The following is a 22,918-nucleotide window of genomic DNA, read 5'->3' as shown; positions in this document are numbered from 1 at the left end:
TCCGCTCGTCCCGTTTTTCCGGGCGAGCTCTCGGCGGGCTCTGGATTCGCTCATGTGGCTCGTCGTCACCGCGCTCAAGCGTCCGTACACCTTCATCGTGATGTCGATGCTCATCGTGCTCACGGGGGTGTTCACCATCCTCCGGATGCCGACGGACATCTTCCCGGAGATCGACATCCCGGTGATCTCCGTGATCTTCAACTACGGCGGTTTGCCGCCGGCGGAGATGGAGAAGCGCGTCGTCAACAACTACGAGCGTTTCCTCACGACCGTCGTCAACGACATCGATCACGTCGAGAGCCAATCGCTCACGGGCATCGCGATCGTGAAGGTCTACCTCCAGCCCGGCGCGAGCGTGGAGGCGGCGACGGCGCAGATCACCGCGGCTTCGCAGACCTCGATCCGCCAGATGCCGCCGGGCATGACGCCGCCGCTGATCATCCGTTACAGCGCCTCCAGCGTGCCCATCATGCAGGTCGCGCTGGAGAGCGAGTCGTTCAGCGAGCAGCAGCTCTTCGATTACGGCGTCAACTTCATCCGCGCCGACATCGCGACCATCAAGGGCGCGCAGATCCCCTGGCCCTACGGCGGCAAGCAGCGCCAGATCATGGTCGACATCGATCCGGCGCGCCTCTACGCCTGGGGCCTGTCGCCGCGCGACGTCAACGCCGCCATCGGCCTGCAAAACGTCATCCTGCCCTCGGGCACGGCCAAGATGGGGGTGAACGAGTACCCCATCGTCATGAACTCGAGCCCCGCCGCGCTCGAGGAGCTCGGCAACCTGCCGCTCAAGACCGTCGACGGCAAGACCATCTACGTGCGCGACGTCGCGAACATCCGCGACGGCAACGCGCCGCAGCAGAGCATGGTCCACGTCGACGGCCAGCGCAGCGTGCTCATGACCATCCTGAAGAACGGCAACGCGAGCACGCTCGACGTCGCCGCGCGCATCCGGAACATGCTGCCGGCGACGATGGAGAAGCTGCCCAAGGAGCTCCGGGCCACGCTGCTCTTCGATCAGTCGCTCTTCGTGCGCGCCGCGGTCGAGGGCGTCGTGCACGAGGCCGTGATCGCCGCGGTGCTCACGGCGCTGATGATCCTGCTCTTCCTCGGGAGCTGGCGCAGCACGCTCATCGTCGTGCTCTCGATCCCGCTCTCGATCCTGGTCTCGATCATCATCCTGAACGCGCTCGGCCACACGCTGAACACCATGACCCTCGGCGGGATGGCGCTCGCCGTCGGCATCCTCGTCGACGACGCCACGGTCGCGATCGAGAACATCCACAGGAACCTCGGGCAGAAGAAGACGTTCATCCGCGCGATCGTCGACGGCGCGCAGGAGATCGCGGTCCCCGCGCTCGTCTCGACGCTCTGCATCTGCATCGTGTTCGTGCCCGTCGTGTTCATCACGGGCGCCGCGAAGTCGCTCTTCGTGCCGCTCGCGCTCGCGGTCGTCTTCGCGATGCTCATGTCGTACGTCCTCTCCCGGACGCTCGTCCCCACGCTCGTGCGGCTCCTGCTCCAGCGCGAGGCCGAGGAGCACGCCGGAGAGCACCACGCCGCGCCGAAGGGCGTCTTCGGGCGGATCTTCGTGCGCTTCAACCACGGCTTCGATCGGCTGCGTACGTCGTACGGGAAGCTTCTCGCGTGGGCGCTCGTGCACCGCGCCGCGTTCGTGGGCGGCTTCCTCGTCTTCGTCGCGGCCTCGGCCTCGCTCTTTCCCCTGCTCGGCCGCGACTTCTTCCCGCGCGTCGACGCGGGCCTCATCAAGCTCCACGTCCGCGGCGCGCCGGGCACGCGCCTCGAGGAGAGCGAGCACCGCTTCGCCCGCATCGAGGACACGATCCGCGAGGTCATCCCGCCCGCCGAGATCGACACGATGATCGACAACCTCGGCATCCCGGCGAGCGGCATCAACCTCTCGCTGAGCGAGGGCGCGCTCATCTCCTCGGCCGACGGGCAGATCCTGATCTCGCTGAAGAAGGGCCACCAGCCGACCGAGGGCTACGTCCAGGAGCTCCGCCGGAAGCTCAACGCGACCTACCCCGACGCGACCTTCTTTTTCCTCGCCCCCGACATCACCACGCAGGTCCTGAACTTCGGCCTCCCCGCCCCCATCAACGTCCGCGTGGTCGGCCCGATCGGCAAGGAGGAGGAGACGTACGGCGTCGCGGAGAAGATCGCCGCGCGCATGAAGCAGATCCCGGGCGCGGTCGACGTTCACCTCGCGCAGGTCGCGAAGAGGCCCGAGCTCCGCATCGAGGTCGATCGCACGATGGCCGATCAGATGGGCCTCACGCAGCGTGACGTCGCGAGCGACGTGCTCGTCTCGCTCTCGTCGAGCGGCCAGGTCTCGCCGAGCTACTGGCTCGACAAACGCGGCGTGCAGTACCTCGTCGCCGTGCAGACGCCGCAGTACGCCATGAACTCGGTCGACGCCCTCAACGCGACGCCGCTCGCCACCCGCGACGGCCGGCCGCAGCTCCTCTCGAACGTCGCGGAGGTCGAGCGTGGTGCAGGGCCGGTGAACATCACGCACTACAACGTCGCGCGGACCTACGACGTGCAGGCGAACGTCGAGGGCACCGATCTCGGCTCGGTCGCGAGCGCGGTCTCGCGCCTCGTCGACGGGATGCAGCCCGAGCTGCCGCGCGGGACGAAGGTGACGGTCACGGGGCAGGTCGAGAGCATGGAGTCGTCGTTCCGCGGCCTCGCCTTCGGCCTGCTCTTCGCGATCGTGCTCGTGTACCTGCTCATGGTCGTGAACTTCCAGTCGTGGCTCGATCCCTTCGTCATCCTGATGGCCCTGCCGGGCGCCATCGCGGGGATCGCGTGGATGCTCTTCCTCACGCGGACGACGCTGAGCGTGCCCGCGCTGATGGGCTCGATCATGTGCGTCGGCGTCGCCACGGCGAACAGCATCCTCGTCGTCACGTTCGCCAACGATCAACGCAAGGTCGGCCGAGACGCCACGTCCGCGGCCCTCGCCGCCGGCATGACGCGCCTGCGGCCCGTGCTCATGACCGCGCTCGCCATGATCATCGGCATGCTCCCCATGTCGACGGGCCTCGGCGAGGGCGGCGAGCAGAACGCACCTCTCGGCCGCGCTGTCATCGGCGGCCTGCTCCTCGCCACGGTCACCACGCTCTTCTTCGTGCCGGTGATGTACAGCATCCTCCGCAAGAAGCCGCCGATGACGGATCCGCTCACGGAGTCGCTATGAGCACCAACGATCTGCGTTCGAGCCCCGAGGAGACGTCCGCCCCGAAGGCCGACGATCTCGGCTTCGATCTGCCGCCGCCCGCCGCGCTCTCACGGACGCAGGTGGCCCTCGCGTGCGCGGCCCTCGTCGTCGTGCTCGGGGCCGTCTTCGCCGCGACCTACCTGCCCAAGCGTGATGCCCGCGCCGCGCTCGAGGCGAGCGTGAGGTCCGCCGAGACCACCGCGCCGCGCGTGGAGGTCGTGACGCCCAAGGTCACGTCGAGTGATCGCTCGCTCGTGCTGCCGGGCAGCATCCGGCCGCTCGAGGAGACGGTCGTCTACCCGCGCGTCAGCGGGTACGTGCGCAAGTGGAACGTCGACATCGGCGACAAGGTCGAGGAGGGGCAGGTCCTCGCCGAGATCGATACGCCCGAGCTCGATCGCGAGCTCACGCAGGCCAGCGCCGAGCTCACGCAGGCCAAGGCCGCGCTCGTCCGGGCCGAGGCGAGCCGCGATCTCTCGAAGACGAACCTCGATCGGTACGAGAAACTCGTGCCCGCGGGCGTGGCGACGCAGCAGGAGCTCGATCAGCGGCAGGGGCAGGCGCGCGTCGACGCGGCGGGCGTCACGGTCGCGCAGGCGGCCATCACGGGGGCGGCGGCGAAGATCCAGCGCATCCGGGATCTGAGGGGTTTTGCGAAGATCGTCGCGCCCTTCGCGGGCACGGTCGTCTCCCGGACGATCGAGCGTGGCGCGCTCGTCTCGTCGGGCAACGGCACGCCGCTCTTCCGCATCGCCGCGACCGATCCCGTGCGCGTCTTCGTGGGCGTGCCGCAGGACGTCGCGCCGAGCGTGAAGGTGGGCGCGAAGGCCGCGGTGTCGGTGCGGGAGTTCCCGGGCGTCTCGTTCGAGGGCACGGTCGCGCGCACGTCCGGCGCGCTCGACGCGGCGACGCGGACGATGAACACGGAGGTGCGCGTGCCGAACCCCGACAACAAGCTGCTCGCGGGCATGTACGCCGAGGCCTCGCTCACCTTGCCCTTGCCGCACCGGGTGCTCGAGATCCCGGCGACCGCGCTCTACAACGACGCGAAGGGGCTACGCGTGGCCGTCGTCGACGCGGAGAGCAAGGTCCGCTTCGTGCCCATCACGATCGAGCGCGACACGGGCGCGACGATCCTGATCTCGACCGGGCTCGAAGGCAGCGAGCGCGTCGTGAAGCTCGCGAACATGCAGCTCGCCGAGGGCACGACGGTCGAGCTCCTGCCCACCGCCGCGCCCCCTCCGAAGTGACCTACGTTCAGGCCGTCGGCGTCACGGCAACGCCTCTGCCAGAAGCGCGATATCGGGCGCGCCCCAGCCGGTCGGGTAATCCCATCCGGGGCCGGCGCTGAAGAGGTCCGTTTCTCCGGTGACGATGTCGCGGAAGGTCTTTTGCACCTCGGTCGACTGGTACAGGAGCGGGTTCAACAAGCCGACCGGGGGCTTGCCCTGCTTGGCTCGGTGCTGGTTCACCACCGCCATCATGCCCGCGAAGACGGGCGCGGAGAACGACGTGCCGCCGTAATGGTCCCACTTGGCAAGGTAATACACCCAGTAGCCGGGCGTCGCCGAGCCCTGGACGGCGAGATCCGAGACCGCACGTCGCCCCTCCGAATCGGTGACGACCCCCTCCTGGTACCAGGGAATGGGGAAATGGCGCGCCTTGCCCGAGCCCGCGTGGCTCCACGCGGCCTCGGCCAGGATCTCGTGGTCGGTCCCCAGGGTGATCCGCGTCCCGCCGACGCAGGTCACGTAAGGGCTCGTCGAGGGGATGTCCGGCCGCGCGGAGTCGCCCGAGGCGACCGCGATGGTCATCCCGATCGCCGCGCCCATCCGCGCCGCGGCGTTGAAATGGTCGTGGATGATGGGCGCCTCGGTCTCCTCCCGGTGCGCGAACGAGCTCGACAGGACCGAGACCTCCCCGCGGCCGACGGCCTCGTTGAAGGTGTACACGATCGAAGTGTTCCGCGCGTCGGGCCCCGAATAAACGACAAGCTCGGCGCCCGGCGCGAGCGCGCCTGCCCACTCCGTGTCGAGCGTGGTCTCCAGGTACCGCGTGGCGATGGGCTCCATCGTCTGCACCACGATCGGATCGGCGCGGTTCACGCCGAACGAACGCCAGAACGATTGCAAATCCTTGAACTTGAACGTCGCGCCCACGACGAGCCCGAGCTTGACGCCGGCGCCGTCCTCCCCGAGCGCATACAGGCCGTCGACGTCGTATGCGTGCGCCACCTGCGCGACCGACATCGACTCCGCGACGTTCTCCGGCGTCGCGATGACGATCTCGCCGCCTTCCCCCGGCAGCTTCTTGTCGTCGGGCGGCACGTCGACCGTCACCACGCCGGTCACGAGCGGCGCGATCTCCGGCGGCGCGATGAGCGGCGAGAGCGAGCCATACACCGGGATCGGCGGCCGGCCCGCGGAGGGGTTTTTCCGTTCGTAATCATGGAGCGTCGTCTGGAACGCCGCGTTGAACTGGCCCACCGTGCCCGTGAACTCCAGGAGGAGCCGGTTCGTCCCGCGCACCTGCACGGTCATACCTTGCGACGTGAGCCAGGCGGCGACCTTCTCCACGTCCTCCGCCGCCGGCGCGTGCTTGGCCATCCAGTCGTCGACCGACATGGTTTGCCGGAAGCTCGCGCTCGTCGGATCGTACATGGCCTGGATCGCGAGCTCGAGCCGCTCGACGTCGCGCGTGGGAAACCCCATCAGCGCGCGGAAACCAGCCTTCGGATCCGACTCGCCCTGGTCCCAGTAAACGCCCTCCATCGGCGCGGGCAAACCGCTCCCGATGTTGCCGACGAGCGGCTCTTCGCCGCATCCGGAGCCGAGGACGAGCGTCAGGGAAGTGCAAACCACCGCCGAGGTACGCATTGCAGGAGGATATCATGCCCGCGCGCGGACGGGGCGGACGATGCGGGGACGAAAAACACGAACGCCCCGGCCTCGCGAGCGCGCGAAGCCGGGGCGTCGGGAGGAGCTCGATCACGTCGCCGCGATGCGAGCCCGCGGGTCTGTCACTCGCAGGCCGGGGGCGGCAAGACGGGCGCGGACTTGCAGGTCGGATCGAAATAAAGCTCCTCTTCGGTGCCCGTGTTGTTGAGCTTGTCGAGGATGGTCGCCATCTTCACGCGATCCGTGCTGGAGCCCGCATCGTACAGCCCGTCGGCGATGTCGAGGAGCTGGTTCACGGTCTCCAGAACGCCGTCGGCGTTATAGTCGGCGAACTCGACGTTGCCGATGCCGAACGCCTTCGCGTTGAGCTTCGAGGCGACGAGCTGGTGGCCGAGGATGAGCTGCTTGTTGCCCTGCGTGGGCGCGTCCAGGTAGGCATACACCGCCGACGGTTTGTCGAGCGAGACGCTCGCGCCGAGCGCGATCGGCACGAGCGGGACGCCCGTCGCATCACCCTTCACGACGCAGCTATGGTTCTGCCAGAACCCCTGGGTCCGGGTGACGAGCGGGGGGTTGTCCTCGCACTGCACGACGCCTTGGGAGGCCTCGTCGGTCGGCTCCTCGATCGAGGTGACACAACCTGCAACCATGGTGAAGGACATCGCGACGATGACCGAGGGAATGACGTGACGCATCATTGGCTTCTCCGCTGTCTGGAAGGGGCCTCGAGGGAGGGCGACTCGGGACGACCGAGCGTGGAGCATTTCAAAAGGAAAAAATGCTCCACGACCAAGCTGCCCTCGGACGTGATGTCCTGTCAAGCGAACTTGTCTCGGAATCGGAAAAATCCGCTCCTGGAATATCGAGTTACCAGGGTTTGGATTACTGGATTTGCAATGTGAGCCGATACGCAAAGACGGGGGTCTTCGCGTTGGCGGAGGCGGCGATCCGTACGTAATGCGTGCCGGCTGACAGCGCCTTGGCCTCCGCGAGCGAACAGAAGTTGCCGGAATCGTCGTTCAGCCCCAGGCTCGTCGCGCCGTCGGGACCATACACCTCGACCACCGTGTCGAGCTTGAAGTTCGCGCAATCACCATTGCCGAAGTCCTCGATCGTGGCGCGCAGCGTCGCGCCCGCGGCCGGAACGTCGATCTTCACGTAGTCCTGATCCCCGGCAGGGCTCAACGTGCCCACGAACGTCGCGGCGCCGTAGGCCGAGGCGTTCGCCGACGTGTCGTTCGGCTCGACCTCGGTCGAAGGTTCGAGCGCGGTCTGCAGCGTGAACGCGCCTGCCTCCGCCGGCTTCGACCCGTCCACGAAAATCGTGAGCGACGTCCCCGCGTCGACCGGCACGACGAGCACTTCCTCGGCGCCGCCGGGCTGATCGTCGAGGCAGCCGAGCTCTGACGCCGGATCCTCGCAGCTCTCGCGCACGTACACGCCCTGGTTGGTCGCCGATTGCAGGGTGACGAGCAGCGCGCCGTCGGACGGCGGGACGTACGAGAAGAGCGCCTCGGGGCTCAGGCTGCCGCCGGTGCAGCTCCCCGCGAAATCGGTGGAGCCGCTCGACGTGCTCCCGTTCTGGGTTGCCCCGGCCGACGTCGCCGCGCCGCAAGCCATCGCGAGCGGACAAGCGGCGTCGCCCCCGCAGTCGGCGGCGTCCTCGCAATCGGTGAAGCCGTCGACGTCGTTGTCGACGCCGTCGCCGCACGCCTCCGGGACCTTCTTGCAATCGGCCGTGCAGGTCTTGCCCGCATCGGGCGGATCACATTCCTCCCCGCCCTCGACGCGGCTGTCGCCACAGGTGATGGGCCGGCTCGCGGCCGCGAGGGTGAACGCGCCGGCGCTCGACGAATCGTACCCGTCGATCACGACCCACACGGCCGCGCCTTCCTCGACCGGCACGCTGAGCTTCTCCGGCTCGCCCGCCTTCACGAGGTCCGCGCAGCCAATCTCGCTCTGGGCCTCCTCGCAGGTCGTACGCACGTACATGCCGAGATCGGCGTCCGACGTGAGGGTGAGATCGAGCATCCCCGTCGTCGTGGGCAGGATCCGATAACGGACCTCCGGGCCCTTGCCCGTGATGCAGCTCCCCTCGGTCAGGTGCTCGCCGCGCTTCGTGCTCCCCTCGACCGTCGCAGGATCCGCCATCTCGACGGCCGCCTCGCAGCCCTCGAGCGGCGCAGGCGGGGGCTCGTCCCCGCACGCCGCGAGGCAAAAAGTGACGAAAGCCCCCGTGAAAAAGAGCGGATGACGTTTGCCCATGTTTGTCGCAATGAGAGACCGACGGGGGCTCGTCTGTCAAGCACGACCGCTCGGTCGGGCCCGGGGACAGAAGCACGCCTCCCCTTGCCAAAGACGAGCGGGGCCCCACACCGATCGCCGACGCCGCCGCTGCATTGCATCCTGCGCCATGTCCGAGCCGACCTGGAAAAAGCTCGTCGCACAGCTCGAGCGAAAGGGCCACCAGAGCCCGTACCTCGACCGCCTGCCGATACACGTGGGCGCGAACTGAGCGTTCCGATCCCTCGAAAAAAGTGGTACGTGGGAAACGGCCCTGGCCGTTCGCCCCATGCTGCGCGGATCCTTCTCCCTGCTGATGTCCGTTTGTTGCCTCGTCGGGTGCATCCGCGGCGACGTCGTCATGGATGGGCAAGCGACCTCGGCGCCCGCCGCGCCCGACTCCCCGATGCCGAGGCCGTATCGCATGCGGCTCGACGCGGCCGTGGCGCTCAATGCGACGTGTATCGGTTGCCATCCCGACGAGGCCGAGCAATGGCGCGGCTCGCACCACCAGCAATCGAACACGAACCCCGCCTATCGCAAGGCGTTCGCCCTCGAGCCCACCCCGTTTTGCCGCGGCTGTCACGCCCCGGAGGCGGATCCCAGGGTCGAGCCGCCCGCGGCCGTGAGCGAGCTCGGGGTCGGCTGCGTGACCTGCCACGTGATCGAGGAGGGGGTCGTCCTGGCCGCGGCGCCTCCGGAAGTCCAGGCCGTCCGCGCGCCCCACCCGCTGCGCCGCTCGGCCACGTTCAGCCAGACGGGCGGCTGCGCGTATTGCCATGAATTCCGTTTCCCGCTGGGATCCGGCGACGACGACGGGCAATTCATGCAGACCACCGTGCGCGAGCACCAGCGCTCGCCCGCGTCGGCGAGGCCCTGCGCCGATTGCCACATGCCCCGCGTCGGGGGGCGCCGCTCGCACGCATTCGCCGAGGTCCGTGATCCCGCCTGGTTGCGCCAGAACCTCCAGGTCACCGCCGAACGCGCCGGGGACGACACGCTACGCGTCACCCTCGTCCAGCCCGCGCCGGGGCACGATTATCCGACGGGGGACCTGTTCCGCCGCCTCGAGGTCGGCTGCGAGCTCAAAAATGAGCGCGGCGTCGTCCTCCGCCGCGACGTCCGCCACCTGGCCCGCCATTTCCAGATCGTCCCGGGACGACCCGGCAGGCACCTCGCGCGCGACGATCGCGTGGGCCGTGATCCCAGGGTCGTCGAGCTCGACATCACGCCCCCCTCACCGCCCCCCGAGCGCGGGACCGTGTCCTATTGGGTGCGTTATCAACGTGTCGCCACCGCCTTGCACGGGACGGACCCGGCCGAAGCGGAGATCGAGTCCGAGGTCTTGCTTCATTCGGGGGAATTGCCATGGGGAGCGAATTGACGGCCGGTTCGTTCGCCCTCGTTTCGATCACGACCTCCGAAAGCCGAAGCGGGCCCGCAGCGTGGCCTCGACCTGCCTCGCCGCGCGCGTCGTGCAGACCAGGTCGACGATGCAGGACACCGGGACGTGCCGCACGAGCACGACGCCATTCTGCGCCTCCCACACGCCCTGCCCCGCCTCCCGCAATCGCGCGGTCGAGACCTCGAGCACGACCGGGGTCGCCGAGCGCTTGCCGACCTTGCTCTCGAGGCTCGGCGCCAGGTGCACGTGGGTGCGCTTCTGCGGCCAGAGGCCTTCCTGCGCGATCGGGACCGTCGCCTCGACGGTGGTCCCGTGCCAGAGGCTCCCGCCGGCCGCGAACGGCCGCCACGACGCCTCCAGCGCCTCGGCCGTGATGGGCATGTCTTCGGTCGAGTGGCCCTGGCAGGCCCGCACGCGCTCGCCGACGAGCTCGAGGCGGCTCTTGTTGTTGGTCGCGACCACCTCCTCGAGCGTGGCGCGGCTCATGCGGAGGTAACGCAGCACCTCGGGCACGGGCACCCAGCCGGCCGCATCCATCGATACGCCGGCCTCACGCGCCCCGTGGCGAAGGAGCCAGGAGAGTTTCTTGCTAAGCTCTACGATGTTCATGAGGCCCCGAGGGTAGCGGGACCTGTCATCGGCGGAAGTCGTCTTTTCAGATGAGCTATCCTCTCCGGTGATAGTCATGCTGGAGACCTCCTGGCTCTACGCCTTCGCCGCCTTCGCCGAGCACAAGAACTTCACCCACGCCGCCCGCGCCCTCGGCCTCTCGCAACCCGCGTTGCACGCGCAGGTCCAGAGGCTCGCGGAGGTCGTCGGCGCGCCGCTCTACCGCCGCGTCGGCCGCGCCCTCGTGCTCACCGACGGCGGCGAGCGCGTCGCCGCGTACGCCCGGAGGACGCTCGCGCAGCAGGTCGAGTTCGTCGAGGGCTTGCGCGCGGGTCGCCCGCGCACGCGCGTGGTGCTCGCGGCGGGCGAAGGCGCGTACCTCTACCTCATCGGCGAGGCCGTGCAGCGCTCGGTGCGCGACGCGCGCACGCCGCTTTCGCTGCTCGTGCGGGACGCGGCAGGCACGCTCGCGGCCGTGCGCACGGGCGAGGCGCACCTCGGCGTGCTCCCGCTGGAGACGCGGCCGCCGCGGCTCGTGGTGGAGACGCTCGCGAGCGTCGGGCAGATGCTCGTGTTGCCGGAGGCGCACCCGCTCGCCGGAAAGCCGCGCGTGGAGCTCTCCGATCTCGAAGGCGCCTCGCTCGTCGTGCCGCCCGAGGGCCAGCCGCAACGCGTGGTGCTGGAGGAGGCGCTGCGGGCGGCGCGCGTGGGCTGGGAGGTGGCCGTCGAGGTGCGCGGCTGGCCGCTCACCCTGCAGCTCGCGCGGCTCGGGGCCGGGCTCGCCGTCGTCAACGACTTCTGCCGCCTGCCGCCCGGCCTCGTGGGCCGCCCGATCGCCGGCTTGCCGAGCCAAACCTACGCGGCCGTCCGCCTCGCCGACGCGCCCCTCGAAGGCGCCGCCGAGCGCGTCTGGAAGCGCCTGCTCGCCGCGGCGCGACGTTGATCCCCGGGCCTTTGCCGAGGGATACTCCGCGCGCCCCATGCGCCGCGACGAGACGCTCTCCCACGCCGCCCTGCTCCTGACGATGGTCGCGGCGCTGCCGAGCTGCGCGAAGCCGGCGGAGACCGTGTTTTTCGTGGCCGTGGGCGCGCGCGACGACGTACCGAAGGCCCGCGGCGCTTGTCGGGTCGCGGAGGCCCGGCCGCGTTCGAAGATCCAGTTCGATCCCTCGGGCGTGACCTACGAGGCCCTCGACCCGGGCCAGGTGCGTATCCCTTGCGAGCACGGCGTCGTGGTGCTCGACGTGCGCCGCCCGAGCCGGGTCCACGTCGACGCGACCCGCGCCGTCAAGCGCGGCGACGCGCTCGTGATGCGCCTCGAAGCCTTCGACGAGACCGGGCAACGCCTCTCGATCGGCCGCGCGCCCGTCGCGTGGTCGTTCACCGGCGCCCTCGCGCCGCGCAGGCCCGAGCCGTGCGCCGGCGACGAGGCCAAGTGCCCGCCGGAGAACGCCGGCTTCGCGGGGGCCTTCGACGAGGGCGAGGGGCAGGTGCTCGCGAGGTTCGGCGGCCTCTCGTCACGGATCGTGGTGCACGTGCTGCGCTGAGATCACGCCTCCGGCGGCGTCATCCACTGGACGAACTGCACGACGAGGCCGTTCGGGTCCGTGACCTGGAAAAACCGCTCGCCCCACGGCTCGGTCTGGAGCGGCGTCGTGATGGGCACCCCCTCGGCGCGCAGCCGCGCCTCCTCGGCGTCCACGTCGCCCACGACGAACGCTACGATCAAGCCGCCGGCGTGCGTGTGCTTCAACGACTCCGGCTGCAGCGACGCGAGCCCTTGCCGCAGGAAGATGACGTGGAATCCGACGTCGCCGCGCGCCATCGAGACGAAGCCGTCCGCGGCCATCTTCGCGGCGAACCCGAGGTGCCGGGCGAAGAAGTCGCGCGACGCCTCCACATCCTTGACGTTGAGCGAAATCGCCGACGCGGTGGTTGCTTGCATGCGGGTGTTCCTCGATCCTGGGGCGAGCCCCTCGTGAAGGTGAACCAAAACTTCGTACGACGTACAGTGTACGGAGTACGTTGTTTCCGTCAAGGGGATGGAGACCGATTTCATGGCGCCGAACAAACCCGCGACCCCGGATCCTGCGCGAACGCTCGCGCTCCTGTGGCGGCACCACCTCTCGCCGCTGAAGACGCGGGGCCCGCGGCAGTCGCTCACCGTGGATCGGGTGGTCGAGGCGGCCCTCACGATCGCCGATGAACGAGGGCTCGACGCGGTCACCGTGCGCTCGGTGGCGCAGGCCGTGGGCGCGTCCCCCATGTCCATCTACACCTACGTGCCGGGAGGAAAGACCGAGCTGATCGAGCTGATGATCGATCAGGTGTACCTCCGCGCCGAGAGGCCCGCGCTCGATCCGCTCGGCTTTCGCGAGCGGATCCTCTCCATCGCGGACCAGAACCGCGCCCTCCACGCCGCGCATCCGTGGCTGGTCCACGCGAGCACGAGCCGCCCTCCCCTCGGACCCGGCGTGATCACGAAGTACGAGTACGAGCTGTCGGCGTTCGACGGCCTTGGTTTGTCCGACGTGGAGATTGACGCCGCGTTGACGTTCGTCCTCGGCTTCGTGCAGGCGAACGCCCGGAGCGCCGAGGGGGCCGCCGCGCTCCCCGAGGCCACGGGTATGACGGACGAGGCGTGGTGGGAGGCCCAGGCCGACCTCCTGCGCCGCGTGGTCGACCCGGAGAAATTCCCCCGGGCCACGCGAATCGGCGAAGCGGCGGGGGCGGCCCAGGGCGGGGCCTATCAGGCCGACGCGGCGTATCGATTCGGGATGGATCGCGTGCTCGATGGGCTCGCTCGGCTGGTCGAGCGAAATCGGAAGGCTTGAACCGCGGTCAGGCCACGCTCGATCGCCGGTGGCCACGCGATACAACGCCCATTCTACCAATGTTGGTTTTCACGAGCAGGGCGTCAAGCCCATGACTCCTCGGATCGAAGAGAGGGGCGAACGCAGCGGATAAAATCGCAATCGGTCTGGCGTCACCGGGAGTCGTGTGCACATTGTGGTGGTTCGACCGCAATCGTGGACATCATGCCCCCAACGAAAAATGAGACGCCCACGCACCCGCCGATGGAGGGGCCTCGACGTGACGGGCCCGGGGGCACCCGCCTCGGCCCAGGTTCCCTCGTCGCCGGTCGTTTCCTCCTCGAGCGGACCGCCGGACGCGGCGGAATGGGCGAGGTGTTCCGCGCCCGCGACGTGCAGATCGGCCGAGATGTCGCCCTCAAGCTTCTGCACGAGGACACGATCAGCCGCGAGCTCTCCGAGCGGTTCGATCGGGAGGCGAGGCTCCTGTCGCAGCTCGGGCATCCGGGGATCGTGTCGTACCTCGCGCACGGCGCGGCCGAGGACGGCCGTCCGTACCTCGCCCTCGAATGGCTCGCCGGGCAGGACCTCGGCCAGCGCCTCGCGGAGGGTCCGCTCGATCCAAGCGATTGCGTCACGCTACTCCGGAAGGTCGCGGACGCGCTCGCGGCCGCGCACGCGCGCGGGATCCTCCACCGCGACATCAAGCCGAGCAACCTCTTCCTGCGGGACGGGCGCGTCGAGGGCGTCACGCTCCTCGATTTCGGGATCGCGCGGAGCTCGCTCTCCACGACGGCCCTCACGCGCCCCGGCGCCCTCCTCGGGACACCCGGCTACATGGCCCCCGAGCAGGCGCGCGGCGAGGACGAGATCGGCCCGAGCGCCGACGTGTTCGCGCTCGGCTGCGTCGCATTCCAGTGTTTGACGGGACAACCACCCTTTTTCGCGTCGAGCGCGCTCGTGATCCTCGCGAAGGTCCTCTTCGAGGAGGCGCCCAGCGTCGCGGCCCTTCGCCCCGGCACGCCCCCGGGCCTCGCCGCGCTCGTCGCGCGTATGCTGGAGAAGGATCCGTCGCGGCGCCCCGCCGACGCCGCGGCGCTCCGGGACGAGCTCGCGCGCCTCGCGGACGACACCTCCGAGGCTTCGGAGGGCGCGCCTCTCTCGGCTTCCATGGCGCTCAGCGGAGACGCCCTGCAATTGCTCTCCGTCGTCGTGGCACTCTCGGGCGCCGAGCCGAGCTCGGGCGAGGAGGACACGCTCTCGGCGCGCGCCGCGTGGCTCTCGCACCGCGAAGCTTTGCGCGCCCGGCTCCTGCGCCTCGGCGGGCGCGTCGAATGGCTGGCCAGCGGCGCCCTCGTCGTCGTGGTGACGCCCGCCCAGAGCGCCGTGGATCAAGCGACACAGGCCGCGTTATGCGCGCTCGCCGTGCAGGAGTCGTGGCCCGAGGCCCACGTCGCCTTGACCACGGGCCGCGGCGTGCTGAAAGAAAAGACCCTCGTCGGCGAGGCGATCGAGCGCGCCTTCTTGATCGTCGCCCCGCGCGTCGGCGCGATCGCCCCGGAGGACCCCGAGCCGGAGCCGCGCCCGGCGACGGAGGCGGGCGTTTTTCTGGACGACCTCTCCGCCAAGCTGCTCGAGCCTCGATTCGGCATCACGAGGACGGCGGACGGGCCGATCCTGCGCGGACAGCGCCCGAGCGGGGCGGACGAATCGCGCCTCTTGCTCGGGCGGCCGACGCCGTGCGTGGGGCGCGAGCGGGAGCTCGCCGTGCTCTTCGCCGCGATCGACGGCGCCTTCGAGCACGCGGAGCCGGCGGGCGCGCTCGTCGTCGCGCCGCCCGGCGCGGGCAAATCCAGGCTGCGGCACGAATTTCTGCGCCGGCTGCGCGCGCGACGAGGCCCGATCGAGGTGCTCCTCGGCAGCGGCGCGCCGCTCAGCGCGGGGTCGCCGTATGCGTTGATCTGCGAGGCATTGCGTCGACTCTGCGAGGTGGACCCGGGGGATCCGCCGGCTCGACGCGAGGAGAAGATCCGCGCGCGCGTGGCGCGCCACGTGGCGCCCGAGGATCAGCGGCGGGTGGGCGAGTTCTTGGCCACGATGTGCGGCGTCGTGACGGAGGCGCCGAGCGCCCTGCTCCGCGCGGCCTTTCGTGATCCCAAGATCATGCACGAGCAGATCCAGCGGGCCTTTCTGGATCTGCTCGCCGCCGAGTGCGCGGAAAAACCCGTCCTCCTCGTGCTCGAGGATCTCCACTGGGGAGATCCCGCGACGGTCAAGCTCGTCGACGCGGCCCTCGTGGAGCGGCGGGAGCTGCCTTTTTTCGTGCTGGCGCTCGCCCGACCCGAGGTCACCGAGGTGTTCCCCAAGCTCTGGAGCGGGCGCATCGTCCACCTCATCCGGCTCGCGGGGCTCCGCCCGAGGGCCGCCGAGGAGCTCGTCACGGCCGTGCTCGGCCCCGACGTGCCCGCGGCCTCCGTGACGCGTATCGTCGAGCAGTCCGCGGGAAACGTGTTGTTCCTGGAGGAGCTCATCCGCGCCGCCTCCGAGGGCAAAGCCGAGGGACAACCCGAGACCGTGCTGGCCATGCTCCAGGCGAGGCTGTCGTGCCTCGATCTGTCCTCGCGCCGCGTGCTCTCGGCGGCGAGTATTTTTGGACAAACCTTCTGGCGCGGCGGGCTCGTCGCGCTCCTCGGTCGGCAGCACGACACGATCACCACGGACGAGCGGCTCTTCGAGCTGGTCCAGGCCGAGATCCTCGAGCGCCGCGCGCGGAGCCGTTTCCCCGGCGAGACCGAATACGGCTTCCGCCACGTGCTCTTGCGCGACGCCGCCCATGGACTCTTGACCGACGCGGATCGGGGGCTCGGGCACCGGCTCGCGTGCTCGTATCTCGAGCAGGTGGGCGAGATGGATCCGATGGTCCTCGCCGAGCACGCCCGCGCAGGCGGCGACCTCGATCGGGCCGCCGTCCATTATCTCAGCGCCGCGAGGCAATCGTACCAGCAGGACGATTTCGACAGCATGCGAATCCGCGCCGAGCGAGGCCTCGCGTGTGACCCGCGCGGTGAGCTACGCGGGAAGCTCCTCGCCCTCGAGTTCGAGGCTTGCATGTGGCGCCTGGACTGGCACAGGGGCGTCCAGATCGGCAAGGAGGCGCTCGCCCTCCTGCCCGAGGGGAGCGTCGCCTGGAGCGACGCGGTATCGTCCTTCCTGATCATCGCGGTGAACATGTCGATGAGGGACGAGGTCGACGCGCTCGTCCGTATCCTCGAGGATCTCGAGCCTGCGCCCGACGCGGTGGCCCCGTGCCTCCTGTTGCTCGGCTCGGCCAACATCGCGCTCGGGATGACGGGGAGCGGCGCGCCCGCGGCGCGGCTCCTTTCCCGGCTGGAGGCGCTCGCGCCGCGCCTCCCGGAGGGGGAGCTGCTCGCCCGCGGGCACATGTGCCTGGCGCGGGCATGTTTTGCCTATTTCATCACGGGGGATCTCGGGGCGGTCCTCGAGCTCTGCCGCGAGGGCATGGTCGTGTATGCAGCGGCGTGCTCCTCGCGCTGGGGGGGCATGTCGTTGTGCCTGCTCGTCGCGGCGCTCGCGGCGCTCGGGGACGAAGACACGGCAGCACGAAGGTTGCGCGAAGGCCTGGAGACCGCCCTCCGCCGGAATGATGAGTTCCTCCTGTCCACGACCCGTTTTTATCGAATGCTCGTGCTCGCCGAGCGGTGCGCGCCGGAGGACTGGGCGGAGATCGAGGACCTCGCGAGGTTTCTCATCGATCAGCGCGCGATGGAGGACACCATCGGCGTCGCGTACGGCGCGCTCGCGCGGGTCTTCCTCGCCGCGGGGCGGTTCGTCGAGGCCCGGGAGGCCGCCGAGCAGGCGATCGAGATCCTGCAATACGTCCGCGGCTGGCGTCCGGCCATCGAGCGGACGTTGATCCTGGCCCTGCTCGGGGAAGGTCGTCCGGACGAAGCGCGGCAGGTCGCGGAGGAGGTCGTTCGCTGGATGGAGACGCAAGGCGGCTGCGCGGGTTACGCGGAGATGCCGCTGCGGCTCGCCATCATCGAGGCGCGCGTGGCGACCGGGGACATGCCCGCCGCCCGAGAGGCCCTCGCCGAGGCCCATCGCAGGCTCGAATGGCGGCTTGAGAGGATCGAGGACCCCACATTGCGGGCGCTTCACCACGATCTCCCGGAGCACGTACGCCTCCGGGACCTCGCGCGTGCGCCCGACGCCGAGGGGCCCTGAGCGCGGCCCCCTCCTTCATTTGCAGGCCGGGCACTCGCAGAGCACGTTGCTCTCCGAGGCCTGGATGCAGGTGAAGCCGTCCCCGCAGGCCGGCTCCGCGCAGGCGCACGAGAGCGAATCGGGGAAACAAGGATTGGAGACGCATTCGTACTGGGTCCCGAAGGCCTGCTTCTCGACGCAGACGAACCCCGGGAGGCATTGCAGCATGCCGCCGCACGTCGACGCGCCGTCGCAGAGGTCCGGCGTATCGCTGTGCCAGAGATTGTCGTCCCCGCACGTCATGGTGAACATCTCCGCGCCGTCCGGCACACAGGTATACGTGCACGGCGAGGTTTGCCCACACGGGCCGCCGGCGCAGGGCGCGCCGTCGAGCGGCGGAGACCCGGGGCACGGCGCGGGCGGCGCGCAACCGACGAGCAGCTCGATCCACTTCCCCGCCTCGCAGTTGAACGTCTGCGGACAACATTCGCCGTAAGAGCACGGCTTTTCCGCCGGCACGTCACACGGCGCGCCGTCAGCGGGCGGCTCCGCGGGGCAACTGCCGGTCTGGCCGCCGCCCTGCCCGCCCTGCCCGCCGCCGCCGCCCGACGGGGTCGGCTCCACGTCGACCTTTCCGCTGCAGGCCACGAGGACGGGGAGGATCAGATAAAAAGCTCGATGGATCGGGAAAAGCATGCGCTGATTGTACACGAGGTCTCGGGCCTCGCGCTCCTTTCCGGCTCCGGCGACGGCGGGGCGGGCACCGCCGTTGCAACCTCGGGGCGCATGCCAGCGACCGTGGCCCTCGTGCTCGCCTGCCTCGTCACAGCGCGCCCTGCCCTCGTGATCGCGTGCCCCGACTGCCCGCTCGCGCGGCGGACGCGCGCGTTCATCCGGGAGGATCCGGACACGTTGGCCCACCTCGCTCTCCTGCTCCTCCCCTTCCTGGTCGTCTGGCTCGTGGCGTTCCTTTTTCACGGGCGCGGGCGAAACGCGGGAATCGGAAAGGACGGGTGAACCACATGGAACGAGTTCAAAAAGACGGGGGCCTCGTCGCGGCGGGGGTCCTCCTCGGCGTCGGGCTCGGCGGGTTCGTGGACGGCATCGTCTTCCACCAGATCCTGCAATGGCACAACATGCTCTCGTCGATCCTGCCGCCGACGAACCTCCGGGACATGAAGGTGAACATGGTCTTCGACGGCGTCTTCCACGCCGTCACCTGGGTGACGACCGCGATCGGCCTCGGCCTTCTCTGGCGTGGCTTCAAGGAGGACACCGCGCCCCGATCGACGCCGACCTTCGTGGGCGCGCTGTCGCTCGGCTGGGGGCTCTTCAATTTCGTGGAGGGCCTCATCGACCATCAGCTCTTCGGCATCCACCACGTCAAGCCGGGCCCGAACGAGCTCGCCTGGGACATCGGCTTTCTGGTCTCGGGCCTCGTGCTCGGCGGCCTCGGATGGCTGCTGATTCGAATGGGGCGGCGCGCGCTCAGTACGTCGAGAACCCGGAGCAGCTCGACGTGATCTGCATCGATTGTGATCCGCTCGCCACGAAGCTCGAGATACCCTGATCCCGATCGTCCACGATCCATACCGTCTTCGGCGCTCCGCCCGAGTACGACGACGTCGTGTTCGAGCCGAGCGACGTCCGCGTCCCGCTGCCGAACTTCGGGTTGTCCCCGAAGAACAATTTCACCGTCCGCGAGCAGCTATTGTGCAGCCGGAGCGAGTACGTACCGCCGCCGCCTCCCGAGCTCGGCGCCCCCGCCCGCGCGGCGCGCTCCTCCTCTGCGCGCCTCCGGCTCGCGTCGAAGTCCGCGCGCATCTGCGCCGAGTGCGCCTCCTGCTCGGCCCGGTGCGCCGCGTTTTGCTGGACGATCTCGTCCGTCCTCTGGTTGTAGAAATCGATGTCCGCCTTGCCGGCCCACGCGAGCCCCTGCTCCGCCGCGCCGCCGTGCGAGTGCCGGAGGCAGCTATCGAGCAGCGTGTAACGATCCTCGTCGTCCCGCGCCGCCGGCCGCGCCTTCTTGCAATGGCCGACGACCTCGCTCGATCGCCCGGCGTCGTCGAGCTCCTTGATGAGCGGCACGCACGCGAGCACCGTCGGCCGCGCCGCCATCGAGGCTTCGAGCGTCTCGATCGCCTCCTTGTTGCGCTTCGCGTGGACGAACAGGATCCCCTTCGACGAGAGCGCCTCGGCCTTCTGGTCGGGGTGCTTCCGGGTCGCCTCTTCGAGCGCCGCGTCCACCTCGGCGATCGCCGCCTCGCCGTCGACCTTCTTTCGCTCGACGAGCCCGAGGAGGAAACAGGCCCCCACGCGCTGGGCGAGCACCCGCGCCGCGTTCATGTCGCCCGGGCTCGCCTTCACGGCCGCGCGTGACTCCTCGAGCTGCGCGAGGATCTGCGCGTCGTTTTGCGCCTGCGCTTCGGCCATCGCCTGCGCTTGTTGCGCCTGGATCGCCTCGGGATCGAGCCCGGTCATGCCTGCGTAGGGGTTGAAGAAGCAGCCCGCGGCGGTGAAGGAGGCCAGCGTCGCGGCGACGGTGAGCAGAGAAGAGCGGTTCATCACGGGAAAAACCTTGTACCAGAGCCGCGCCCGGCGGGAAGCCCCACCACGCGCCCCGCGCGCCGGGCGTCAGCGCTTCTTCTTGCCGATCCCGTACGCGATGCCCTGCTCGAGGCTGCCGAGCGTCACGAGCCCGCGGAGATCCGCGCCGAGCTCGACGAGGGTCCGCGCGACGTCGCGGCCCACGCCGGTCAACACGAGCTCGGCCCCGAGCAGGCCGACGGCGCGCGCGGCGCGGGTGATGGCGTCGGCGGCGTCGTTGTCCACGTGCGGGACGCCGGTCACGTCGAGCAGCACCACCGAGGCGCCGCGCTGCGCGACGCCGTCGAGCAACACCTCGAGCAGCCGCTCGGCGCGCTCGGCGTTCACGCTGCCGATCAGCGGGACCGCGACGACGTGCCGGGCGATCGGCACGAGCGGCGTGGAGAGCGCGCGTAGCGCCTCGCGTTGGGCCGCGATGACCTGCTCTGCGAGCGCCCGCCGCTCCTCCTCGGCGGCGAGCGTGGCCGTCACGTCGGTGAGGATGAACGCCTCGTGGGACGGCCCGCCGTCCTCGTGCAAGGTGAACTCCGTCAGGTGCCCGTGGAAGATCGAGCCGTCGGCCCGCCGGAACGCCCCGAGCGCGCCGCACTCCCCTGGGCCTCGCTCGCGCTGCACGGCCGCGCGGCCCTCGGCCACGAATGCGGCGACGTCGACGCCGGCATAACCATCGGCCGCGCCGAAGAGCGCGCGCCAGGCGTCGTTCGAATACACCGGCTCCTTCCCCACCTGCGTCACCGCGATGGCGGTCGGCGCATTGTCGGCGAGCGCGCGGAAGAGCCGGACGGAGCGCAGCGATTCTTCCAGCTCGTCGGTTCGCCGCTTCAATGCCTCCCGGTTGCGGTGCTGCTCCGTCGTCTGGCGTACCAGCATCACGAGCTGCTCACCCTCCAGCGGGACGACACGCGCCTCGTACCATTCCACGGATGGGCCCATCGGGAGTGAATACTCGGTCTCCCGCACTTTCCCGCTCTCCAGCGCCTCCTGGAAAACGCGCTCCAGGTGGGCGCTCACCTCCGGCGGTAACAGGTCCGTCATCCGCTTGCCGAGGAACGTCTCGGGGGGGACGTACAGGGAGCTGTCCGACCGGGCCCGGTAATCGACGATCGTCGTGTCCTTCTCCATCCGGAAGAAGAGGTCCGGCAGGACGCGGAAAATCGCGTTGACGGTCGTGGCCTCCTTCCTCTGCGCGTCGAGCGAAAGCTTCGCCGCGTCGCGCTCCCGCTCGAGGCGCGCCACACGCTGCCGGAGCGCCTCGTTCTCGTCCCGGAGCTCACCGATGATGGGGTCGACGTTCATCCGCAGGGTCCCTGGAGGTACGTTCGGGGGACTCTACCATGGTTCCCGCGACGTCAGGGGATGTCCGTAGGGGGATTCCTGAGGGCCGATCACGCGCGTTCTCATTCGAGGACCCGAGGGGCCGAGATGTGCGAGGATGCGCGCCCTCTGGAGCCCGGACATGATGGACATCGAGCAAAAGCTGACCCTGGAAATCGGCCCTCACCACGCGCGCTTCTTTCCTCCGGACCTCGTCCGCGTCCGGTGGGTGGGCACGGCGAGCGCCGAGGTGATCGACGCGCTCTTCCAGTGGTCGGACGAGCTCGTCGGCGACGCGCGGTATTTCGTCATCGCCGACGTGACGAACCTCGACGCCGTGGGCCCGGCCACGCGCAAGGCGGCGGCGGCGGATACGAGGTCGATCCATATCGCGGGTATCGCGTTCGTCGGCGCGAGCGCCTACATGCGCGCGCTCATGGTGCTCTTCACGAAGGCGCTCGGGCTCTTTTATGGCGAGGACAAGTTCCGGGCGGCCTTCTTCGACGAGGAGGCCGAGGCCCTCGCGTGGGTGAATGCCACGCGGGCCGAGCTCGGCCCCGCGTCGCAGGCGAGGCCCCGGGCGCGCGTCACTTCGGGATGATGATCGGATCGCAGTTCGTGAAGCTCAGAGTCGACTGGATCTTGAAGTTCGACCCCGTGCTGTGGCGCTCGGCGTGGAAGAAGTCGAGCGCGTACTCGTTGCCGGGGACGATCCCGAGCTCTGCGGCCTTCGCGTCCAGGTTCAGCGTGTCGCTCTGCGGCGGGTGCAGGCCGCCGAGATCGATGGCGAGGCGGTTGTTCACGAAGACCCAGAGGTCGTCGTCGCCGCTGAACGCGAACGTCTCGCCGCCCTGGTACTTGAAGGTCATGTGCAGCTCGTACGTGAACCCGTAGTTGTGGTCGAAGCCCTCGTTGCCGAAGAGCTGGTCGTCGATCGGGAAAAACGCGTTGCTCTCGAAGGTCGCGATGCCCGTCGCCGGGTCCTCGGTCAGCGTGACCTGGAAGGGCATCGACATGTTCACGCCCTCCACGTCGCGGTACCACTGGTCGAACTCGGCCGCGCCCGTCGAGTGCGGCGTGGGCCCCTCCGGGGCGTAGACGGGCTTCTTGTCGGGCCCGAGGTCGAACTTCACGAGGCCCTTGTACCCGTCGCCGCCGAAATGCTCGAAATCGGGGTGACCGTTCGGGTAGCCCCTGAAATCGCGCACGATACCCACGAGCTCCGGCGTGCAGTTGCCGCCCGCGCCTCCGCCGCCGCCCGAGCCGCCCGAGCCGACGAAGATGATGCCACCCTCGCCGCCCTGGCCCATCCCGCCCTGGCCCATCCCGCCCTGGCCCATCCCGCCCTGCCCTCCGGAGGACGAGCTCCCGTTCCCCGCGCTGCCGCTGGGATCTCCGCCGCCTCCGCTGCAGCCGATCGTGGCGCCGGTCAAAAGGAGCGATGTGGTCAGGGTGAGTGTCAGGGCCGTGGATCGTAAGAGCATCTTTCCTCCTCGATGAAGCAGATGTGTCCGCGCTGGCG

Annotated in this window: 19 protein-coding genes; 10 read left to right on the top strand and 9 right to left on the bottom strand. The window is 69.5% G+C overall.

From position 1 onward, the window contains the following. Nucleotides 1-52: 52 nt before the first annotated feature. Together GF068_RS30675 and GF068_RS30670 are read left to right on the top strand one after the other, a co-directional pair. Nucleotides 53-3,223 carry an efflux RND transporter permease subunit gene (locus GF068_RS30675; RefSeq protein ID WP_153823046.1) on the top strand — a complete coding sequence of 1,057 codons (3,171 nt, stop codon included), beginning with the start codon at nucleotides 53-55 and terminating at the stop codon, nucleotides 3,221-3,223. After that, complete coding sequence (locus tag GF068_RS30670) at nucleotides 3,220-4,494, top strand: efflux RND transporter periplasmic adaptor subunit (RefSeq protein WP_153823045.1); 1,275 nt, start codon at nucleotides 3,220-3,222, stop codon at nucleotides 4,492-4,494. The genes GF068_RS30675 and GF068_RS30670 overlap by 4 nt, the downstream gene beginning before the upstream one ends. 21 nt (nucleotides 4,495-4,515) lie before the next feature. Here GF068_RS30670 and GF068_RS30665 read toward each other — a convergent pair whose 3' ends face one another. The 3 genes from GF068_RS30665 to GF068_RS30655 all read right to left on the bottom strand — a co-directional run bounded on the left by GF068_RS30665 (nucleotide 4,516) and on the right by GF068_RS30655 (nucleotide 8,406). Beyond that, nucleotides 4,516-6,120: a S53 family peptidase gene (locus GF068_RS30665; protein ID WP_153823044.1), complete on the bottom strand. Its 1,605-nt coding sequence runs from the start codon at nucleotides 6,118-6,120 to the stop codon at nucleotides 4,516-4,518. A 143-nt stretch (nucleotides 6,121-6,263) separates the two neighbouring features. Then, on the bottom strand, nucleotides 6,264-6,839 hold the full coding sequence (locus GF068_RS30660) for a hypothetical protein (RefSeq protein WP_153823043.1): 576 nt from the start codon (nucleotides 6,837-6,839) through the stop codon (nucleotides 6,264-6,266). 184 nt (nucleotides 6,840-7,023) lie between these two features. Beyond that, complete coding sequence (locus GF068_RS30655) at nucleotides 7,024-8,406, bottom strand: hypothetical protein (protein WP_153823042.1); 1,383 nt, start codon at nucleotides 8,404-8,406, stop codon at nucleotides 7,024-7,026. 307 nt (nucleotides 8,407-8,713) lie between these two features. Here GF068_RS30655 and GF068_RS30650 point away from each other — a divergent pair, with 307 nt between their 5' ends. Continuing rightward, nucleotides 8,714-9,808: a multiheme c-type cytochrome gene (locus tag GF068_RS30650; RefSeq protein WP_153823041.1), complete on the top strand. Its 1,095-nt coding sequence runs from the start codon at nucleotides 8,714-8,716 to the stop codon at nucleotides 9,806-9,808. A gap of 27 nt (nucleotides 9,809-9,835) precedes the next feature. Here the strand turns inward: GF068_RS30650 and GF068_RS30645 are convergent, their stop codons facing one another. Continuing rightward, on the bottom strand, nucleotides 9,836-10,438 hold the full coding sequence (locus GF068_RS30645; protein ID WP_153823040.1) for an RNA 2'-phosphotransferase: 603 nt from the start codon (nucleotides 10,436-10,438) through the stop codon (nucleotides 9,836-9,838). A gap of 76 nt (nucleotides 10,439-10,514) precedes the next feature. On the opposite strand from GF068_RS30645, the gene GF068_RS30640 reads away from it, so the two are divergent. Next, complete coding sequence (locus GF068_RS30640; protein WP_153823039.1) at nucleotides 10,515-11,381, top strand: LysR family transcriptional regulator; 867 nt, start codon at nucleotides 10,515-10,517, stop codon at nucleotides 11,379-11,381. A 37-nt stretch (nucleotides 11,382-11,418) separates the two neighbouring features. Next, nucleotides 11,419-11,985, top strand: a complete 567-nt coding sequence (locus GF068_RS30635) for a hypothetical protein (RefSeq protein ID WP_153823038.1) — start codon at nucleotides 11,419-11,421, stop codon at nucleotides 11,983-11,985. Between the two features lie 2 nt (nucleotides 11,986-11,987). Here the strand turns inward: GF068_RS30635 and GF068_RS30630 are convergent, their stop codons facing one another. Beyond that, nucleotides 11,988-12,383 (bottom strand): VOC family protein, encoded by a 396-nt coding sequence (locus GF068_RS30630; protein WP_153823037.1) that lies wholly within the window; start codon nucleotides 12,381-12,383, stop codon nucleotides 11,988-11,990. Nucleotides 12,384-12,480: 97 nt separating this feature from the next. On the opposite strand from GF068_RS30630, the gene GF068_RS30625 reads away from it, so the two are divergent. Further along, entirely contained in the window at nucleotides 12,481-13,272 is a 792-nt protein-coding gene (locus tag GF068_RS30625) for a TetR/AcrR family transcriptional regulator (RefSeq protein ID WP_240807605.1), read from the top strand. A gap of 204 nt (nucleotides 13,273-13,476) precedes the next feature. Further along, nucleotides 13,477-17,496, top strand: coding sequence for a serine/threonine-protein kinase (locus tag GF068_RS30620; protein ID WP_153823036.1), 4,020 nt, complete (start codon nucleotides 13,477-13,479; stop codon nucleotides 17,494-17,496). 15 nt (nucleotides 17,497-17,511) lie between these two features. Here GF068_RS30620 and GF068_RS30615 read toward each other — a convergent pair whose 3' ends face one another. Then, a complete protein-coding gene (locus tag GF068_RS30615; protein WP_153823035.1) occupies nucleotides 17,512-18,171 on the bottom strand; it encodes a hypothetical protein in 660 nt (219 codons plus the stop codon). Here GF068_RS30615 and GF068_RS30610 point away from each other — a divergent pair. Next, nucleotides 18,154-18,492: a hypothetical protein gene (locus tag GF068_RS30610; protein ID WP_153823034.1), complete on the top strand. Its 339-nt coding sequence runs from the start codon at nucleotides 18,154-18,156 to the stop codon at nucleotides 18,490-18,492. The genes GF068_RS30615 and GF068_RS30610 overlap by 18 nt on opposite strands. Before the next feature lie 5 nt (nucleotides 18,493-18,497). Next, complete coding sequence (locus tag GF068_RS30605) at nucleotides 18,498-18,998, top strand: DUF2243 domain-containing protein (protein ID WP_153823033.1); 501 nt, start codon at nucleotides 18,498-18,500, stop codon at nucleotides 18,996-18,998. Here GF068_RS30605 and GF068_RS30600 read toward each other — a convergent pair. Together GF068_RS30600 and GF068_RS30595 are read right to left on the bottom strand one after the other, a co-directional pair. Continuing rightward, entirely contained in the window at nucleotides 18,964-20,040 is a 1,077-nt protein-coding gene (locus tag GF068_RS30600) for a hypothetical protein (RefSeq protein ID WP_153823032.1), read from the bottom strand. The two genes, GF068_RS30605 and GF068_RS30600, sit on opposite strands and share 35 nt — an antisense overlap. 69 nt (nucleotides 20,041-20,109) lie before the next feature. Then, nucleotides 20,110-21,378 carry a PAS domain-containing protein gene (locus tag GF068_RS30595; protein ID WP_153823031.1) on the bottom strand — a complete coding sequence of 423 codons (1,269 nt, stop codon included), beginning with the start codon at nucleotides 21,376-21,378 and terminating at the stop codon, nucleotides 20,110-20,112. Between the two features lie 136 nt (nucleotides 21,379-21,514). Here GF068_RS30595 and GF068_RS30590 point away from each other — a divergent pair, with 136 nt between their 5' ends. Then, complete coding sequence (locus GF068_RS30590; protein WP_153823030.1) at nucleotides 21,515-21,997, top strand: STAS/SEC14 domain-containing protein; 483 nt, start codon at nucleotides 21,515-21,517, stop codon at nucleotides 21,995-21,997. Here the strand turns inward: GF068_RS30590 and GF068_RS46535 are convergent. Beyond that, on the bottom strand, nucleotides 21,984-22,880 hold the full coding sequence (locus tag GF068_RS46535; RefSeq protein ID WP_153823029.1) for a fibro-slime domain-containing protein: 897 nt from the start codon (nucleotides 22,878-22,880) through the stop codon (nucleotides 21,984-21,986). The two genes, GF068_RS30590 and GF068_RS46535, sit on opposite strands and share 14 nt — an antisense overlap. Between the last annotated feature and the right edge of the window lie 38 nt (nucleotides 22,881-22,918).

The sequence above is a fragment of the Polyangium spumosum genome (assembly GCF_009649845.1).
Lineage (GTDB): Bacteria > Myxococcota_A > Polyangia > Polyangiales > Polyangiaceae > Polyangium > Polyangium spumosum.
This window is presented reverse-complemented; position numbering and strand designations above follow the sequence as displayed.

What these genes read in the sequence shown, in the direction of transcription:
- GF068_RS30590 (WP_153823030.1), top strand. Translation starts at nt 21,515, where the DNA reads ATGCGCGCCCTCTGGAGCCCGGACATGATGGACATCGAGCAAAAGCTG.
- GF068_RS30655 (WP_153823042.1), bottom strand. Translation starts at nt 8,406, where the DNA reads ATGGGCAAACGTCATCCGCTCTTTTTCACGGGGGCTTTCGTCACTTTT.
- GF068_RS30630 (WP_153823037.1), bottom strand. Translation starts at nt 12,383, where the DNA reads ATGCAAGCAACCACCGCGTCGGCGATTTCGCTCAACGTCAAGGATGTG.
- GF068_RS30660 (WP_153823043.1), bottom strand. Translation starts at nt 6,839, where the DNA reads ATGATGCGTCACGTCATTCCCTCGGTCATCGTCGCGATGTCCTTCACC.
- GF068_RS30675 (WP_153823046.1), top strand. Translation starts at nt 53, where the DNA reads ATGTGGCTCGTCGTCACCGCGCTCAAGCGTCCGTACACCTTCATCGTG.
- GF068_RS30640 (WP_153823039.1), top strand. Translation starts at nt 10,515, where the DNA reads ATGCTGGAGACCTCCTGGCTCTACGCCTTCGCCGCCTTCGCCGAGCAC.
- GF068_RS30615 (WP_153823035.1), bottom strand. Translation starts at nt 18,171, where the DNA reads ATGCTTTTCCCGATCCATCGAGCTTTTTATCTGATCCTCCCCGTCCTC.
- GF068_RS30600 (WP_153823032.1), bottom strand. Translation starts at nt 20,040, where the DNA reads ATGAACCGCTCTTCTCTGCTCACCGTCGCCGCGACGCTGGCCTCCTTC.
- GF068_RS30635 (WP_153823038.1), top strand. Translation starts at nt 11,419, where the DNA reads ATGCGCCGCGACGAGACGCTCTCCCACGCCGCCCTGCTCCTGACGATG.
- GF068_RS30650 (WP_153823041.1), top strand. Translation starts at nt 8,714, where the DNA reads ATGCTGCGCGGATCCTTCTCCCTGCTGATGTCCGTTTGTTGCCTCGTC.
- GF068_RS30625 (WP_240807605.1), top strand. Translation starts at nt 12,481, where the DNA reads ATGGAGACCGATTTCATGGCGCCGAACAAACCCGCGACCCCGGATCCT.
- GF068_RS30620 (WP_153823036.1), top strand. Translation starts at nt 13,477, where the DNA reads ATGCCCCCAACGAAAAATGAGACGCCCACGCACCCGCCGATGGAGGGG.
- GF068_RS30665 (WP_153823044.1), bottom strand. Translation starts at nt 6,120, where the DNA reads ATGCGTACCTCGGCGGTGGTTTGCACTTCCCTGACGCTCGTCCTCGGC.
- GF068_RS30605 (WP_153823033.1), top strand. Translation starts at nt 18,498, where the DNA reads ATGGAACGAGTTCAAAAAGACGGGGGCCTCGTCGCGGCGGGGGTCCTC.
- GF068_RS30610 (WP_153823034.1), top strand. Translation starts at nt 18,154, where the DNA reads ATGGATCGGGAAAAGCATGCGCTGATTGTACACGAGGTCTCGGGCCTC.
- GF068_RS30670 (WP_153823045.1), top strand. Translation starts at nt 3,220, where the DNA reads ATGAGCACCAACGATCTGCGTTCGAGCCCCGAGGAGACGTCCGCCCCG.
- GF068_RS30595 (WP_153823031.1), bottom strand. Translation starts at nt 21,378, where the DNA reads ATGAACGTCGACCCCATCATCGGTGAGCTCCGGGACGAGAACGAGGCG.
- GF068_RS46535 (WP_153823029.1), bottom strand. Translation starts at nt 22,880, where the DNA reads ATGCTCTTACGATCCACGGCCCTGACACTCACCCTGACCACATCGCTC.
- GF068_RS30645 (WP_153823040.1), bottom strand. Translation starts at nt 10,438, where the DNA reads ATGAACATCGTAGAGCTTAGCAAGAAACTCTCCTGGCTCCTTCGCCAC.